The sequence below is a fragment of the Streptomyces spectabilis genome (assembly GCF_008704795.1).
In the GTDB taxonomy this organism is placed as follows: domain Bacteria; phylum Actinomycetota; class Actinomycetes; order Streptomycetales; family Streptomycetaceae; genus Streptomyces; species Streptomyces spectabilis.
The window spans coordinates 5,411,855-5,427,273 of sequence record NZ_CP023690.1; the positions used below are offsets into that span (position 1 = coordinate 5,411,855).

The 15,419-nt window shown below is 72.5% G+C and carries 16 protein-coding genes; 13 read left to right on the top strand and 3 right to left on the bottom strand.

Annotation, left to right across the window (positions count from 1 at the left end):
• Nucleotides 1-16: 16 nt before the first annotated feature.
• Nucleotides 17-1,126 carry a DUF5937 family protein gene (locus CP982_RS23695; protein WP_150512365.1) on the bottom strand — a complete coding sequence of 370 codons (1,110 nt, stop codon included), beginning with the start codon at nucleotides 1,124-1,126 and terminating at the stop codon, nucleotides 17-19.
• Nucleotides 1,127-1,389: 263 nt separating this feature from the next.
• Between CP982_RS23695 and CP982_RS23700 the strand changes: the two genes are divergently transcribed.
• A complete protein-coding gene (locus CP982_RS23700; protein WP_150512366.1) occupies nucleotides 1,390-1,626 on the top strand; it encodes a hypothetical protein in 237 nt (78 codons plus the stop codon).
• Here the strand turns inward: CP982_RS23700 and CP982_RS23705 are convergent.
• Nucleotides 1,586-2,830 (bottom strand): threonine aldolase family protein, encoded by a 1,245-nt coding sequence (locus CP982_RS23705; RefSeq protein ID WP_150512367.1) that lies wholly within the window; start codon nucleotides 2,828-2,830, stop codon nucleotides 1,586-1,588. The genes CP982_RS23700 and CP982_RS23705 overlap by 41 nt on opposite strands.
• A gap of 222 nt (nucleotides 2,831-3,052) precedes the next feature.
• Between CP982_RS23705 and CP982_RS23710 the strand changes: the two genes are divergently transcribed.
• From CP982_RS23710 to CP982_RS23760, 11 genes are all read left to right on the top strand, one after another.
• Nucleotides 3,053-3,985: a Rossmann-like and DUF2520 domain-containing protein gene (locus CP982_RS23710; protein ID WP_229878979.1), complete on the top strand. Its 933-nt coding sequence runs from the start codon at nucleotides 3,053-3,055 to the stop codon at nucleotides 3,983-3,985.
• Nucleotides 3,982-4,983, top strand: coding sequence for a pantoate--beta-alanine ligase (gene panC / locus CP982_RS23715; RefSeq protein ID WP_150512369.1), 1,002 nt, complete (start codon nucleotides 3,982-3,984; stop codon nucleotides 4,981-4,983). Before CP982_RS23710 ends, panC begins: the two co-directional genes overlap by 4 nt.
• A 55-nt stretch (nucleotides 4,984-5,038) precedes the next feature.
• Nucleotides 5,039-6,742: an L-aspartate oxidase gene (locus CP982_RS23720; protein ID WP_150512370.1), complete on the top strand. Its 1,704-nt coding sequence runs from the start codon at nucleotides 5,039-5,041 to the stop codon at nucleotides 6,740-6,742.
• The gene (nadC, locus tag CP982_RS23725) at nucleotides 6,739-7,761 is read left to right on the top strand and encodes a carboxylating nicotinate-nucleotide diphosphorylase (protein ID WP_372503398.1); all 1,023 of its coding nucleotides are present in this window, start codon (nucleotides 6,739-6,741) and stop codon (nucleotides 7,759-7,761) included. Before CP982_RS23720 ends, nadC begins: the two co-directional genes overlap by 4 nt.
• Before the next feature lie 6 nt (nucleotides 7,762-7,767).
• Nucleotides 7,768-8,574 carry a type III pantothenate kinase gene (locus tag CP982_RS23730; protein WP_138961121.1) on the top strand — a complete coding sequence of 269 codons (807 nt, stop codon included), beginning with the start codon at nucleotides 7,768-7,770 and terminating at the stop codon, nucleotides 8,572-8,574.
• A gap of 96 nt (nucleotides 8,575-8,670) precedes the next feature.
• The gene (locus tag CP982_RS23735) at nucleotides 8,671-8,988 is read left to right on the top strand and encodes a hypothetical protein (protein WP_170316479.1); all 318 of its coding nucleotides are present in this window, start codon (nucleotides 8,671-8,673) and stop codon (nucleotides 8,986-8,988) included.
• 135 nt (nucleotides 8,989-9,123) lie between these two features.
• Nucleotides 9,124-9,792 (top strand): hypothetical protein, encoded by a 669-nt coding sequence (locus tag CP982_RS23740; RefSeq protein WP_229878970.1) that lies wholly within the window; start codon nucleotides 9,124-9,126, stop codon nucleotides 9,790-9,792.
• Nucleotides 9,793-9,805: 13 nt separating this feature from the next.
• Nucleotides 9,806-9,985, top strand: a complete 180-nt coding sequence (locus CP982_RS23745) for a hypothetical protein (protein WP_150512373.1) — start codon at nucleotides 9,806-9,808, stop codon at nucleotides 9,983-9,985.
• A 165-nt stretch (nucleotides 9,986-10,150) separates the two neighbouring features.
• The gene (locus CP982_RS23750; protein ID WP_150512374.1) at nucleotides 10,151-10,603 is read left to right on the top strand and encodes a BlaI/MecI/CopY family transcriptional regulator; all 453 of its coding nucleotides are present in this window, start codon (nucleotides 10,151-10,153) and stop codon (nucleotides 10,601-10,603) included.
• Between the two features lie 9 nt (nucleotides 10,604-10,612).
• Nucleotides 10,613-11,206, top strand: coding sequence for an amino-acid N-acetyltransferase (locus CP982_RS23755; RefSeq protein ID WP_150512375.1), 594 nt, complete (start codon nucleotides 10,613-10,615; stop codon nucleotides 11,204-11,206).
• A 225-nt stretch (nucleotides 11,207-11,431) separates the two neighbouring features.
• A complete protein-coding gene (locus tag CP982_RS23760; RefSeq protein ID WP_144320252.1) occupies nucleotides 11,432-11,767 on the top strand; it encodes a histone-like nucleoid-structuring protein Lsr2 in 336 nt (111 codons plus the stop codon).
• On the opposite strand, the gene CP982_RS23765 is transcribed toward CP982_RS23760, so the two are convergent.
• On the bottom strand, nucleotides 11,746-12,402 hold the full coding sequence (locus CP982_RS23765) for an SCO3374 family protein (protein WP_150512376.1): 657 nt from the start codon (nucleotides 12,400-12,402) through the stop codon (nucleotides 11,746-11,748). The two genes, CP982_RS23760 and CP982_RS23765, sit on opposite strands and share 22 nt — an antisense overlap.
• 466 nt (nucleotides 12,403-12,868) lie before the next feature.
• Between CP982_RS23765 and CP982_RS23775 the strand changes: the two genes are divergently transcribed.
• Nucleotides 12,869-15,394 (top strand): ATP-dependent Clp protease ATP-binding subunit, encoded by a 2,526-nt coding sequence (locus CP982_RS23775; RefSeq protein ID WP_150512377.1) that lies wholly within the window; start codon nucleotides 12,869-12,871, stop codon nucleotides 15,392-15,394.
• The last annotated feature ends 25 nt before the right edge of the window (nucleotides 15,395-15,419 follow it).

Consider the following 15,419-nt stretch of genomic DNA (forward strand, 5'->3'; position numbering starts at 1 on the left):
AACGCCGCTGCCCCGGCTAACGGAGCACGCCCTCGATGAACTCGCTGCCGAGCCGTGAGACCACGCCCAGGTCCAGCTGGTGCTGCACGTACCGGCCGCGGCGGCGTGTGGTGATCAGCTCGGCCTTCTTCAGGACGCTCAGGTGCCGGGATATCTCCGGAGCCGTCATGCCGTGGGCGTCCGCCAGCTCACCCGTGGTGTACGCCCCGCGCGCGAGGTGGCGGCACAGACGCATCCGCACCGGGTGCGAAAGCGCGGCCATGCGGCGCGTGAGCTGCTCCACGGAGGCGGGCTCGGTCAGGCCGGGGGACCTGATCGGGTAGGTGATCGAGGACTGCCAGCCATAGCGGTGCAGGACCATCACGTGCGGCCAGCCGAGGCTGGTCGGCACCAGGACGAGGCCGCCCTCGGCCGTCCTGGTGTGGCCCGACGCCATCTTGTCGATCGTGATCCGCCGGGCGTCCTCGTCCAGGGTCACCGCCCCGGACATCGCCTTCAGGGCCTCGCCGAGGCCCTTGCGGCGCAGCAGCTCGGTCTTGTGCCGGGCGTCCGCGGCGAGCTGGTGGCTGAGCCGGGCCCAGGTGTCCGAGAAGAAGGCCTCGTCGCAGTCCTGCATCAGCTGCCGGAACCAGCCGCGCACGGCGGGCGGGTCGTCCAGGAGCCGCTCGGTGAACGCCACCTGGTGCTCGCCCCGGGCGGCGGCGAGGTCCAGGGCGTGGCGGCGCATGTCCGGGTCGTTCAGCGGGTCCGTCACGCGGTTCTGGTCGTAGGCGAGCTGGCAGGTGAACTCCAGGGCGGCGTCCACGAACTGCTCGTCCGTCAGCTTGTCGAGCTGGTCGAGCTCCTCGGCGAGCGTGGCGCCGGGCAGGGCGCGCTTGCCGGGGATGCCCGCGAAGGGCGCGAAGACGTCCGAGAACGTCGTCCGCCACAGGAAGTCCGCCTCGCACAGGCGGTCCGCCAGGCTCTGGTCGAGGCGCGCGTTGACCGCCGTCGCCCAGCCCTGGAGGCCCGGGTGGTGACCGGTCTCGGACAGCGCGTGCAGCGCCATGCCGAGCTCCGCGAGGGGCGAGGGCACGACATGGACCCGCTCCGGCGCCAGGCCGGTGATGTCGATGGTCACGCTCATGGTCCCTATGGTGCACCGGGCCACTGACAGCGCCGCCGCCGATTGACGACTGATGTCAATCGGCGCGACGCGGCCCGGGGGCGTGGCGCAGGCTTGAGTCATCGCCGGGCGCCGATGTCGCCGCCCCGCCCTGATGGGGCCGTTCCTCCCGGCCCGTCCCTCTCCCCGACTCCCCGACTCCCCGATCACTTCGAGCGGTCCGACGGGCTCCGTCGCCTTCGCGCTGTCCGTTAAGTACTATTTGCCATGAAAGGTCGTACGTCATGAGCGTCACTCAGCAGTTCCTGCTCGACAGCTACCGCGCCGCCCAGCACGGTCAGGCCGCGCCGCCCGCGCCCGGCGTCCACGACTGGCAGGTCGTGCGCGAGGTGCGCGACTACGGCCGCTTCAACGCCGTGATCCACGAACGCCCCGCGCGGGGCCGCCTGCGGGCCGCCCTCCACCGGCTCCTGAGCGGCCTCAGGGAAGGCGGCGTACGAACTCCGCGACCGCTTCCCTGACGTCGTCGGCCGTCCACGCCAGGCCGGGGCCGTTCACGGTGACCTCCGTGACGGACAGGCCGGGCGGGCCGTCCGGGAACCAGCGCCAGAACAGCAGGGTCTTCGTCTCCTCGGCCTGGGTGAGCGCCGCCTCGTTCAGCACGTCGGGCGGGTACGGCAGCCACACCTGGAACTGATGGGTGTGCGGCGGCTCCGGGTGCACGCGCGACCACGGCACCGCGGAGGCCGCGAGCGCCTCGCGCAGCGCGTCGGCGACCACGCGCGCGTGGGAGACGTACTCCGGCAGGCGCGGCAGGACGTTCCGCAGGCCGAGCAGCGCCGACAGGGCGGTCGGGAACTGCTGGAAACCGAGCCCTCCGTAGCGGTGCCGCCAGGCCCGTGCCTCCTCGACGAGGGTCTGCGGACCTGCGAGCGCAGCGCCCGCGATGCCCTCCAGGGACTTGTAGAACGACACGTACACGCTGTCCGCGAGCCCGGCGATCTCGTCCAGGGGGCGGCCGAAGTGCGGCGTGCACTCCCACAGCCGGGCGCCGTCGAAGTGGACCACGGCGTCCCGCTCGCGGGCCGCGGCCACCACCTCCTGGAGCTCGTCCCAGGTGGGCAGCAGGAAACCGGGCTCCCTCAGGGGCAGTTCGAGCATCAGCGTGCCGAAGGGCTCCTCGAAGTCCCGCACCTCCTCGGCCGTCGGCGGGCGCGGGGCGTCCGCGGGGTGCACCGTGCGCAGGCCGCTCACCGTGGCCAGGGCGCCCCCTTCGTGGACCTCCGGGTGGGAGCGCGGGTGCAGCGCCACGGTCGCGTTGCCGGTGCGGCCCGCCCAGCAGCGCAGCGCCACCTGTTGCGCCATCGTGCCCGTCGGGAAGAACGCGGCCGCCTCCTTGCCGAGCAGCCGCGCGACCTCGTCCTCCAGGTCGGCGACCACGCCGTCGCCGTACATGTCGGTGGGGCCCGCCAGATCCGCGACGTCGGCCGCGCCCGCGGCGAGGGCGGCGAGGCGCTCGCCGAGCGGAACGGTCGTCGGGGGGCGGGCGAGCAGCCGCCGGGCGCCCCGCGCGGCCGCGATGCGCCGGGCCTGCTCATCGGGCTCGCCCCGGCCTTCGGCCCCGTCGGCCCCGGCCCCGTCAGTCCCGTCAGCCCCTTCGGTCCCGTCAGCCCCGGGGCCCTCCTGCGGCGTGAGCGCGTCGTCCCGTGCGTCGTGTGCGGTCATCCACAGATCATCCCGCGCGGTCGTACGAATGCCCACAGCCTGTGGACAGCCGACGGCGCCGCGCCGACGGATAGCGTTAGCATGACGAGAAATCGTCCGGTACCCCGAGCGGACTGGAACGGAAGGCGTCATCGCGTGAACGCACCTCACCGGCCGGAGCGGCACTCCGACCCCCGAGCAGGCCACGGCCCCGACCCCAAGGACCGGCCCGCGCGGCTCACCGTGGGCGTCGTCGGCGCGGGCCGCGTCGGCCCCGCCCTCGCCGCGGCGCTGCAGCTGGCCGGGCACCGTCCGGTGGCCGTCTCGGGCGTGTCCGACAGCTCCGTCAAGCGGGCCGCGGAGATGCTCCCGGACGTGCCCCTGGTCCCGCCCGCGCAGGTCCTGGCCCAGGCCGACCTGGTGCTCCTGACCGTGCCCGACGACGCGCTCCCGGGCCTCGTCGAAGGCCTCGCCGAGACCGGCGCGGTGCGCCCGGGCCAGCTCCTGGCGCACACCTCCGGGCGGTACGGCACGAAGATCCTCGACCCCGCGCTGCGCGCCGGGGCGCTGCCGCTCGCGCTGCACCCCGCCATGACCTTCACCGGCACCCCCGTGGACGTCCAGCGCCTGGCCGGCTGCTCCTTCGGCGTGACCGCGCCGGACGAGCTGCGGCTCGCCGCCGAGGCCCTGGTCATCGAGATGGGCGGCGAGCCGGAGTGGATCGCCGAGGAGGCCCGGCCGCTGTACCACGCGGCGCTCGCGCTCGGCGCCAACCACCTGGTGACCCTGGTCGCCGAGTCCATGGAGCTGCTGCGCGGCGCGGGCGTCGCCGCCCCCGACCGCATGCTCGGCCCGCTGCTCGGCGCGGCCCTCGACAACGCCCTGCGCTCCGGCGACGCCGCGCTGACCGGACCGGTCGCGCGCGGCGACGCGGGCACCGTCGCCGCGCACGTCGCCGAGTTGCGCAAGCACGCCCCGCAGACCGTGGCCGGGTATCTGGCGATGGCCCGCGCCACCGCCGACCGCGCCCTCGCGCACGGACTCCTCAAGCCGGAGCTCGCCGAGGACCTCCTCGGCGTGCTCGCGGGCCCCGCGGCAGCGGCGGGCGGTACCGAGGGGTTCCGCGACGGCGGAGCGGACGGACATGACGGCGACGCGGACGGAGGAGACCGATGAGCGGCACACCGATCCGGCTCCTGCACACGGCCGACGAACTGCGCGCACGCGCGCGTGGCGGCCGCCGGGCCGTCGTCATGACCATGGGCGCCCTCCATGACGGCCACGCCACACTGATCCGCGAGGCCCGCCGGTTGGCGGGCGAGGACGGCGAGGTCGTCGTCACGGTCTTCGTGAACCCGCTCCAGTTCGGCGCGGGCGAGGACCTGGACCGCTATCCGCGCACCCTGGAAGCCGACGTGAAGACCTCCGAGCAGGCGGGCGCCGACGTCGTGTTCGCGCCCTCCGCGGAGGAGGTCTACCCCGGCGGCGAGCCGCAGGTCCGCGTCAGCGCGGGCCCCATGGGCACGGTCCTCGAAGGCGCCACGCGCCCCGGGCACTTCGACGGCGTGCTCACCGTCGTCGCCAAGCTGCTGCACCTGACGGCCCCCGACGTGGCGCTGTTCGGCCAGAAGGACGCCCAGCAGCTCGCCCTGATCCGCCGCATGGCGCGGGATCTGAACTTCCCCGTGGAGATCGTCGGCGTACCGACGGTCCGCGAGGAGGACGGCCTCGCCCGCTCCAGCCGCAACCGCTATCTGTCGCCGACCGAGCGGCACACCGCGCTCGCGCTCTCCCGCGCCCTGTTCGCGGGCCGCGACCGGCACGCCGCGCAGGAGGCCCTGCGCGCGCGTGCGGCGCTCGCCCCGGCCACCCCGGCCCGCGCCGACGCGCTGAACGCGCTCGGCGAGTCCCGCGCGGCAGCCGACGCGCACGCGGTCGCCCAGGCCGCGCCCGCGGGCCCCGAGGCCGTCCTCGCGGCCGCGCGGCAGGTCCTCGACGAGGCGGCGCGCCTTCGGCCCCCGCTCGTCCTGGACTACGTGGCGCTCGTCGACCCCTCGGACTTCCGGCCGGTCGCGCGCGGCCACCGGGGCGACGCGGTGCTCGCCGTCGCCGCCAAGGTCGGCACGACCCGCCTCATCGACAACATCCCGTTGACCTTCGGAGGCCCGGCGTGAGCGCGCGCGCCCGGGCCGCCACGAGCCCCCGTACGACCGTGATCGGAGCCCTCGCATGAGCGGTACTGGCATACGGCTGCACGCCCCCGCCCCCGGCTGGTCCCTCGACGCCGACGTCGTGGTCGTCGGCTCCGGAGTGGCCGGTCTGACCGCTGCGCTGCGTTGCGCGGCGGCGGGCCTGAAGACCGTCGTCGTCACCAAGGCGCGCCTGGACGACGGCTCCACGCGCTGGGCGCAGGGCGGCATCGCCGCCGCGCTCGGCGAGGGCGACACCCCCGAGCAGCACCTGGACGACACCCTCGTGGCGGGCGCGGGCCTGTGCGACGAGGAAGCGGTGCGCACCCTCGTCACCGAGGGCCCCGACGCCGTACGCCGCCTCATCGAGACGGGCGCCCGGTTCGACGCGGCCGCCGAGGGCGGTCTCGCCCTGACCCGCGAGGGCGGCCACCACCGGCGCCGCATCGCGCACGCGGGCGGCGACGCGACCGGCGCGGAGATCTCCCGCGCCCTCGTCGACGCGGTCCGCGAGCGCGGCATACCCACCGTCGAGAACGCCCTGGTCCTCGACCTCCTGACGGACGCCCAGGGGCACGCCGCGGGCGTGACCCTGCACGTCATGGGAGAGGGCCAGCACGACGGCGTGGGCGCCGTGCGCGCGCCCGCCGTGGTGCTCGCCACCGGCGGCATGGGCCAGGTCTTCTCGGCGACGACGAACCCGTCCGTGTCCACGGGCGACGGCGTGGCACTGGCCCTTCGCGCGGGCGCGGAGGTCTCCGACCTGGAGTTCGTGCAGTTCCACCCGACGGTGCTCTTCCTGGGCGCCGACGCCGAGGGCCAGCAGCCGCTGGTCTCCGAGGCCGTGCGCGGCGAGGGCGCCCACCTCGTGGACGCGGACGGCGTGCGCTTCATGGTGGGCGCCCACGAGCTGGCCGAGCTGGCCCCGCGCGACATCGTCGCCAAGGGCATCACGCGCCGCATGCTGGAACAGGGCACCGAGCACATGTACTTGGACGCCCGCCACTTCGGCGCCGACATGTGGGCCACGCGCTTCCCGACGATCCTCGCGGCCTGCCGGGCCCACGGGATCGACCCGGTGACCGAGCCGATCCCGGTGGCCCCCGCCGCGCACTACGCCTCCGGCGGCGTCCGCACCGACCTGCACGGCCGCACCACGGTGGCGGGCCTGTACGCGTGCGGAGAGGTCGCCTGCACGGGCGTGCACGGCGCGAACCGGCTCGCCTCCAACTCCCTTCTGGAGGGCCTGGTCTACGCCGAGCGCATCGCGGCGGACATCGCGGCCCGGCAGGCCGCGGACACCCTCCACGCGCGCGTGCCCGCCCCGGTGGCGACCCCGGAGCAGCCCGCCCACCCCCTGTTGCCCCCGGAGGCCCGCTTCGCCATCCAGCGGGTCATGACCGAGGGCGCCGGTGTGCTGCGGTCCGCCGCCTCGCTCGCCCAGGCCGCCGAGCGGCTCGCCGCGATCCACGCGGCCGCGGCGGGCGCGCTCGCCGAGGACGGCAAGACCGCCGAGCCGGGCGTCGACGCCTGGGAGACCACCAACCTCCTGTGCGTGGCCCGCGTCCTGGTGGCGGCGGCGCAGCGGCGCGAGGAGACTCGTGGCTGCCACTGGCGCGAGGACTACGGGACCCGCGACGACGCGGCGTGGGGACGCCACATCGTCGTACGCATCAACTCGGATCGCACCCTCGCCACCCGCACCACCGACAACGCCAGCTTCCCCAGCACTCAGGAGCAGTGACCGACGTGAGCACCACCGGCACCCCCGAACTCCCCCTCGCCGACAGCGGCTGCGGCGACGCCTGCGGCTGCGGCGACGAGGCGCCCGACGCCATGGCGTGCGGGCTCGACCCGTCGCTCGCCGGGCTCCTGGCCGACGCCGGGCTCGACCCCGTCCAGGTCGAGGACATCGCGCACCTCGCGATCGCCGAGGACATGGAGTTCTCGCCGGACGCCGTGGACGTCACGACGGTCGCCACCATCCCCGAAGAGGCCGTCGCCACCGCCGACTTCACGGCACGCCAGGCGGGCACCGTCGCGGGCCTCAGGGTCGCCGAGGCCATCGTCTCCGTGGTCTGCACGGACGAGTTCGAGGTGGAGCGGCACGTCGAGGACGGCGAGCGCGTCGAGGCCGGAGACGTCCTCCTGAGCATCACCACCCGCACCCGCGACCTGCTCACCGCCGAGCGCAGCGCGCTGAACGTGCTGTGCCGCCTGTCCGGCATCGCGACCGCCACGCGCGCGTGGGCGGACGCTTTGGAGGGCACCGGGGCGAAGGTCCGCGACACCCGCAAGACGACGCCGGGCCTGCGCTCCCTGGAGAAGTACGCGGTCCGCACGGGCGGCGGCGTCAACCACCGCATGTCGCTCGCCGACGCGGCCCTCGTCAAGGACAACCACGTGGTCGCCGCGGGCGGCGTGGCCCAGGCCTTCAAGGCCGTCCGGGACGCCTTCCCGGACGTGGCGGTCGAGGTCGAGGTGGACACCCTCCACCAGCTGCGCGAGGTCGTGGAGGCGGGCGCCGACCTGATCCTCCTGGACAACTTCACGCCCGGCGAGACCGCGGAGGCCGTCGCGATCGTCGGCGGCCGCGCGCTCCTGGAGTCCTCCGGCCGCCTCACCCTGGAGAACGCCAGGGCGTACGCGGAGACGGGCGTCGACTTCCTCGCGGTGGGCGCCCTCACGCACTCCTCGCCGATCCTGGACATCGGCCTGGACCTGAGGGACGCCGCCGATGCCCCCGCGCGCGGGGCGGAGTAACCCGCCATGCTGCTCACGATCGACGTCGGCAACACCCACACCGTCCTCGGACTCTTCGACGGCGAGGACATCGTCGAGCACTGGCGCATCTCCACCGACGCCCGGCGCACCGCCGACGAACTGGCGGTGCTCCTCAACGGCCTGATGGGCATGCACCCGTTGCTCGGCGAGGAGCTGGGCGACGGCATCGACGGCATCGCGATCTGCTCCACGGTCCCGTCCGTCCTGCACGAGCTCCGCGAGGTCACCCGCCGCTACTACGGCGACGTTCCGGCCGTCCTGGTGGAGCCCGGCATCAAGACCGGCGTCCCCATTCTCATGGACAACCCCAAGGAGGTCGGCGCCGACCGCATCATCAACGCGGTCGCGGCGGTCGAGCTCTACGGAGGGCCCGCGATCGTCGTGGACTTCGGTACGGCGACGACGTTCGACGCGGTCTCCGCGCGCGGGGAGTACGCGGGCGGCGTCATCGCCCCCGGCATCGAGATCTCCGTGGAGGCCCTCGGCGTGCGCGGCGCGCAGCTGCGAAAGATCGAGCTGGCCCGGCCGCGCAGCGTCATCGGCAAGAACACCGTGGAGGCCATGCAGGCGGGCATCCTGTACGGCTTCGCGGGCCAGGTCGACGGCGTCGTACGGCGGATGGCCCGCGAACTCGCGGGTCCGCACGGCGAGCCCGGTGACGTCACGGTCATCGCCACGGGCGGGCTCGCGCCCATGGTGCTCGGCGAGGCGTCGGTCATCGACGAGCACGAGCCCTGGCTGACCCTGATCGGCCTCCGCCTGGTCTACGAGCGGAACGTGTCTCGTACTTGACGTTCCGTCAGGCAACCCCGCCCCCCTCCGGGGAGTCTCTCCCGGGAGGGGTTCCGAGCGGGTGTGGGGGCTGGGTGCCTGATGGGCATGGGACGCATGAGACGTAGCGGGCGGTGGGGTGCCGCGGTGGCTCTGGCGGCGGCGACGCTCACGGTCGCCGCGCCGGCCGCCGCGGCGACCACGGCCCATGTGACGCGCGCGGAGGCCGCGTACGTCCCCGCCGGGGCCGAGGACCCGGCGCCCCTCTCCACCGTCGAGCCCAGCGCGTCCTCCGGCCCCGCGGGCGAGCCCCGACCGGCCGGGCGCATGGCCGAGACCGGTGCGGGGGTGCTGCCGTGGATCGCGATCGGCGGCGCGGCGGCCCTCGGCGTGGGAGCGGTCACCTTCGCCACGACACGGCGACGCCCGGACTAGGGCCCGTTCGGCGGGTCGGCGCGCGGCGTCACGGCACGCGGGCGCGGTCGTCCGGTGCGCCGCGGCCAGGGGCGACGCGTCGCGCAAACGGGTGAGTTAAGACGATTTTGTCCTTTGCGCGCGTATCGTCACCCCATGCCCACGCCATACGGATCCCGGGGCGGCATGGCCTTCGGCGCACAGGAGCTGCGCGTGCTCCGCCGCGCCCTCGCCCTCGCCCTGCACCCCAGTACCGCTCACGCCCTCGACGACCAGGCCGTGCAGGACTGCGTGCGCCTCGCCGACGACATCGACGAGACGGTGTGCGAAGGCGCACGGCTGCGCGCCTTCCTGGTGGCCGACCTCGCGCGCTACCGGGCCGCACTTCCCGGTACCGCCGCCGGATATCTGGAGCTCCTGGAGGACGTGCTCGCCACCGGCTACCGGCCCGCGCCCGACGACCTCGCGGCGCTGCGCGCCCTGCGCGGCACCCCGCGCGCGGCCGCCCTGCTCGCCCGCTGCGAGGGCCTCGCCGAGCGGGCCCTGCGCGCCCGCCTCGCGGCGGCCGGCGAAGCCCGGCCGGCGGACGGCCGCACCGCGACCACGCCCCGGCCCCTGGTGCCGCCGTCCCGCACCCGGCTCCTCGCGCTGCCCGGCGGCCGCGCCGCCGACGGGGACAAGCCCGCGCCCCGGCCGAATCCGCCCGCCGAGCCCCCCGCAACGCCGCCCGCGCGACCGCGCCCGGTGCCCACCCCCGCCGAGGTGTTCCCGCCCAAGCGCCCGGCGCCGCCCCCCGCCCCGTCGCAGCGGCTCGCGGCGGGCTAGCTACGCTGGGGGCATGGAATACGTCTCCGCGCTCGTGCCCCCCGTAGTGATGGCCGTGTTCTTCATCGGCCTCATCGTGACGATCGTCAAGACCCAGGGCGGCGCCAACAAGGCGAAGGAGGACGCCGCCGTCGACGCGGCGCTCACCAGTGCCGAGTCCGTCCGGCAGTCGCCGAAGGCCGGCGGCGCCTGACCGGGGCGCTCGTCCCCGGCCCCTCAACGGCGTACGGTCCACCCCTTCCACGCGGGCCGTACGCCCTTTTTGTCACCAAACCAGGCGTTATGGTATGTCTATCCCACCCGCCCCTTCTTTCGCGGCTTCAGTGACTTAGGTCACTTCGCCCACTATTGTTCTGCTGTGCCTCGCCCCTTGGGAGAACTCGAAGACGCAGTGATGACGCGGGTGTGGAAGTGGAACCGCCCCGTGACCGTTCGAGAAGTCCTGGAAGACCTTCAGCAGGAACGGTCGATCGCGTACACCACTGTGATGACCGTTCTGGACAATCTCCATCAGAAGGGCTGGGTACGCCGCGAAGCGGAAGGCCGCGCCTATCGATATGAGGCGGTCTCGACCCGCGCCGCCTACTCGGCCGCACTCATGAACGAAGCCTGGTCGCAGAGCGACAACCCCGCGGCCGCTCTCGTCGCCTTCTTCGGCATGATGTCGCCGCAGCAGCGGGAAGCCCTCAGCGACGCGGTCCGCATGGTGGAATCCCATGAGAACCCCGCGAGCCCCGCGAGTCCGGCGAACCAGGCGAACCCCGAGAACCGCGCGAACCCCGACGGTCCTGACCGGGTGGCCGGGCGATAGCGTCCGCCCATGCCAGCCGAGCCCGACGAACTCCCCGCGGAGCGATCCGAAGTCCCGCCGCCGTGCGACTCCGCGCCGAATGCCGTCTCCGTACGCAGGGCGCGCACCACGGATGTGCCCGCGGTGCGGTCCCTGCTCGACTCGTACGCCCGCCGGGGTGTCCTCCTCGACAAAGCGACTGTCACGCTTTACGAGGACATCCAGGAGTTCTGGGTCGCGGAACGCGGCGGCGGCAACGGCAAAGCCGGGACGGTGGTCGGCTGCGGGGCCCTGCACGTGATGTGGGAAGACCTGGCCGAAGTCCGTACCCTCGCGGTGAATCCTCAGGTCAAGGGCGCGGGCGTGGGGCATCGGCTGCTCGGTAAGTTGCTGGAGACCGCGCGCTGGCTCGGTGTCCGGCGCGTTTTCTGCCTCACCTTCGAAGTCGACTTCTTCGCCAAGCACGGCTTCGTGGAGATCGGCGAGAGGCCCGCGGATACGGTCGACACAGATGTCTACGCGGAGCTCCTTCGTTCCTATGACGAGGGCGTCGCGGAGTTCCTGGGCCTCGAACGAGTGAAACCGAACACCTTGGGCAACAGCCGGATGCTTCTGCATCTGTGATCGTGACGGGACTATTCCGGGCTGTCACATGGCGGGGTGGGCTATGTCCGAAACGCGCATGTTTCCCGGGATCTCGTGGAGCCGGTCTCTCCCAGGGGTTTGTGTTTTTCCAGGAAAAGCGGTTTGCTTTCCGACGTACTGCAGTGCTGCATATAACAGGGGGCGGCGAATCGGCGGCTCAGGCCGCGTGGCCCGGCCCTGAAGTTATCGATGAAAGGAAATCCGGTGGCACAGAAGGTTCAGGTCCTTCTTGTCGATGACCTCGACGGCGGCGAGGCGGACGAGACCGTGACGTTCGCCCTTGACGGCAAGAGCTACGAGATCGATCTCACCACCGCCAACGCAGACAAGCTCCGCGGGCTTCTCGAGCCGTACCTCAAGGGCGGTCGGCGCACCGGGGGCCGCGCGAGCGGTCGTGGCAAGGGGCGTGCTCCGGCGGCGAGCCAGAGCCAGGACACCGCGCAGATCCGCGCCTGGGCGAAGGACAACGGCTTCGAGGTCAACGACCGCGGCCGCGTCCCCGCGTCCATCCGCGAGGCCTACGAGAAGGCCAACGGCTGATTGCTCGTACGCCGCAAGCGGATCCGGTGGCACTGCGTCGCCGCCGTGTCCACGAGCCGTACGAGATCGGAGCCCGTGGCGGAGCCGGAATGGGGGTCGGTTCCGCTGCCGTCCAGGGCCCGCGCCGCAGCGCGCGGCGCCGGGGCCGCCAGCGTCGTGAGCGACGGCAGCGCGGCTTCCACTTCGTGTCCGGGCTCCGGGGGGCGCAGCCAGGCGGCGGCCCCCCGTGAGCCGGGCATTCCCGGCGGTGTCGGGGCGTCGATCAGGCCGCCCGTGCCGATCGCCGTGAGATCCAGGGGAATGTCCCCCCACTCCAGCCAGTCGAGCAGCCCCGGCAGCTCATCGGCGCTGCCCGCGGCCACCAGGAGCCGCATCGTCCCGCCGTGCAGGGCCACGGGCGCCTTCGGGCCCAGGTGGCGCAGCGCGGCGAAGCCCGCCTCGGCGGGCAGCTGAAGGACGTCGAAGCGCACGCCCGTGACCAGACGGAGGGCCGTCCCGGGCCCCGGCCCGGTGCGCACCGGCCAGCCGAGGTCCCGCTCGTACCACCGTCGTACCGGGTCGTCCCGCAGCGCGCTGTCGCGCCGGGTACGCGGTTCGGCGGGCGGCCGGGGGTGCGGAACGCTGGGGAGGGCCATGTCAGGAGCAACCGCCCGAGGCGTACGGGAGTTACGGCAGGCATCACGCAGGGTGGTGCACTGGTTGCGTACGGTGGCGAAATCGGGGGCGTGTCAGGGCTCTCTTCGGCGCAAGGGTGTTCGCCCGTAGCGGAGGGAACCGGTGTGCGCCGCATGGAGTGTCAGTGCATACGGGTAAGACATCCCTAGTGGGGAGGGGCGACACGCAGTGTTCAGGCGTCTCACGTTCGCCAACGGCGTACTGATGGCGAGGGTAACCGCTTGGCCTGCGGGAACATCGTCTCGCACCATCAGGTTGGAGCATGTGTCGGCGTTGGAGTCAGGAACCGTTCCCTACGGTAGTGAGGGTGATCCGGACGGGTGTCGGCAGTTGGAATGAGCGGTCCCCGCTTGCGGGACTAAGCTGCGGAAGGACAGGGAGGGGACCGACCCCTTACTGCCTGACCGCTCTGAGGAGCGATTAACGATGTTCGAGAGGTTCACCGACCGCGCGCGGCGGGTTGTCGTCCTGGCTCAGGAAGAAGCCCGGATGCTCAACCACAACTACATCGGCACCGAGCACATCCTCCTGGGCCTGATCCATGAGGGTGAGGGTGTCGCCGCTAAGGCCCTGGAGAGCCTCGGGATTTCGCTCGAGGCGGTCCGCCAGCAGGTGGAGGAGATCATCGGCCAGGGCCAGCAGGCGCCCTCGGGCCACATCCCCTTCACCCCCCGGGCCAAGAAGGTCCTGGAGCTGTCGCTCCGCGAGGCCCTTCAGCTGGGCCACAACTACATCGGCACGGAGCACATCCTGCTCGGCCTGATCCGCGAGGGCGAGGGCGTCGCCGCCCAGGTCCTGGTCAAGCTGGGCGCCGATCTCAACCGGGTGCGGCAGCAGGTCATCCAGCTGCTCTCCGGCTACCAGGGCAAGGAGACCGCCACCGCCGGCGGTCCTGCCGAGGGCACGCCCTCCACGTCCCTGGTCCTCGACCAGTTCGGCCGGAACCTCACCCAGGCCGCTCGTGAGTCCAAGCTCGACCCGGTCATCGGGCGCGAGAAGGAGATCGAGCGGGTCATGCAGGTGCTGTCCCGCCGCACGAAGAACAACCCCGTCCTGATCGGTGAGCCCGGCGTCGGCAAGACCGCCGTCGTCGAGGGCCTCGCCCAGGCCATCGTCAAGGGCGAGGTGCCCGAGACCCTCAAGGACAAGCACCTCTACACGCTGGATCTCGGCGCCCTGGTCGCCGGCTCCCGCTACCGCGGTGACTTCGAGGAGCGCCTGAAGAAGGTCCTCAAGGAGATCCGCACCCGCGGCGACATCATCCTGTTCATCGACGAGCTGCACACGCTCGTGGGTGCGGGTGCCGCCGAGGGCGCCATCGACGCGGCGAGCATCCTCAAGCCGATGCTGGCCCGCGGCGAGCTCCAGACCATCGGTGCGACCACCCTTGACGAGTACCGCAAGCACCTGGAGAAGGACGCGGCCCTCGAGCGCCGCTTCCAGCCGATCCAGGTCGCGGAGCCGTCCCTGCCGCACACCATCGAGATCCTCAAGGGTCTGCGCGACCGCTACGAGGCCCACCACCGCGTCTCGATCACGGACGAGGCCCTCGTGCAGGCGGCCACCCTCGCCGACCGGTACATCTCGGACCGCTTCCTGCCGGACAAGGCGATCGACCTGATCGACGAGGCCGGTTCCCGGATGCGCATCCGCCGGATGACCGCGCCGCCGGACCTCCGCGAGTTCGACGAGAAGATCGCGGGCGTGCGCCGGGACAAGGAGTCGGCGATCGACTCCCAGGACTTCGAGAAGGCCGCGTCCCTGCGCGACAAGGAGAAGCAGCTCCTCGCCGCGAAGGCCAAGCGCGAGAAGGAGTGGAAGGCCGGCGACATGGACGTCGTCGCCGAGGTCGACGGCGAGCTGATCGCCGAGGTCCTCGCCACGGCCACCGGCATCCCGGTCTTCAAGCTGACCGAGGAGGAGTCCTCCCGGCTCCTGCGCATGGAGGACGAGCTCCACAAGCGCGTCATCGGCCAGAAGGACGCCGTCAAGGCGCTCTCGAAGGCGATCCGGCGTACGCGTGCCGGTCTGAAGGACCCCAAGCGCCCCGGCGGCTCGTTCATCTTCGCGGGCCCGTCCGGCGTCGGTAAGACCGAGCTGTCCAAGGCCCTCGCCGAGTTCCTCTTCGGTGACGAGGACGCGCTGATCTCCCTCGACATGTCGGAGTTCAGCGAGAAGCACACGGTCTCGCGCCTCTTCGGCTCGCCCCCCGGCTACGTGGGGTACGAAGAGGGCGGTCAGCTGACCGAGAAGGTCCGCCGCAAGCCGTTCTCCGTGGTCCTCTTCGACGAGGTCGAGAAGGCCCACCCGGACATCTTCAACTCGCTGCTCCAGATCCTGGAGGACGGTCGCCTGACCGACTCCCAGGGCCGGGTCGTGGACTTCAAGAACACGGTCATCATCATGACGACCAACCTCGGCACCCGGGACATCTCCAAGGGCTTCAACCTGGGCTTCGCGGCCTCGGGTGACAAGAAGACCAACTACGAGCGGATGAAGAACAAGGTCTCGGACGAGCTGAAGCAGCACTTCCGCCCCGAGTTCCTCAACCGCGTGGACGACGTCGTCGTCTTCCCGCAGCTGAGCCAGGACGACATCCTCCAGATCGTCGACCTCATGATCGGCAAGGTGGACGAGCGCCTGAAGGACCGGGACATGGGCATCGAGCTCTCCCAGGCCGCGAAGGAGCTCCTCGCCAAGAAGGGGTACGACCCCGTCCTGGGTGCCCGGCCGCTGCGCCGCACCATCCAGCGCGAGGTCGAGGACACGCTCTCCGAGAAGATCCTCTTCGGTGAGCTGCGTCCGGGCCACATCGTGGTCGTCGACACGGAGGGCGAGGGCGAGGCCGCCACGTTCACCTTCCGTGGCGAGGAGAAGGCCGCGCTGCCGGACGTCCCGCCGATCGAGTCGGCCGCCGGTGGCTCGGGGCCGAATCTGAGCAAGGAGGCGTAGCCCTTCGAGGGCGCGCTGACGGGGC

Bases quoted from the DNA above. Each gene is read 5' to 3' on its own strand.
- CP982_RS23720 (WP_150512370.1), top strand. From the start codon at position 5,039: ATGAGCGGTACTGGCATACGGCTGCACGCCCCCGCCCCCGGCTGGTCC.
- CP982_RS23740 (WP_229878970.1), top strand. From the start codon at position 9,124: ATGCCCACGCCATACGGATCCCGGGGCGGCATGGCCTTCGGCGCACAG.
- CP982_RS23695 (WP_150512365.1), bottom strand. From the start codon at position 1,126: ATGAGCGTGACCATCGACATCACCGGCCTGGCGCCGGAGCGGGTCCAT.
- CP982_RS23755 (WP_150512375.1), top strand. From the start codon at position 10,613: ATGCCAGCCGAGCCCGACGAACTCCCCGCGGAGCGATCCGAAGTCCCG.
- CP982_RS23705 (WP_150512367.1), bottom strand. From the start codon at position 2,830: ATGACCGCACACGACGCACGGGACGACGCGCTCACGCCGCAGGAGGGC.
- CP982_RS23745 (WP_150512373.1), top strand. From the start codon at position 9,806: ATGGAATACGTCTCCGCGCTCGTGCCCCCCGTAGTGATGGCCGTGTTC.
- panC (WP_150512369.1), top strand. From the start codon at position 3,982: ATGAGCGGCACACCGATCCGGCTCCTGCACACGGCCGACGAACTGCGC.
- CP982_RS23735 (WP_170316479.1), top strand. From the start codon at position 8,671: ATGAGACGTAGCGGGCGGTGGGGTGCCGCGGTGGCTCTGGCGGCGGCG.
- CP982_RS23730 (WP_138961121.1), top strand. From the start codon at position 7,768: ATGCTGCTCACGATCGACGTCGGCAACACCCACACCGTCCTCGGACTC.
- CP982_RS23700 (WP_150512366.1), top strand. From the start codon at position 1,390: ATGAGCGTCACTCAGCAGTTCCTGCTCGACAGCTACCGCGCCGCCCAG.
- CP982_RS23775 (WP_150512377.1), top strand. From the start codon at position 12,869: ATGTTCGAGAGGTTCACCGACCGCGCGCGGCGGGTTGTCGTCCTGGCT.
- CP982_RS23765 (WP_150512376.1), bottom strand. From the start codon at position 12,402: ATGGCCCTCCCCAGCGTTCCGCACCCCCGGCCGCCCGCCGAACCGCGT.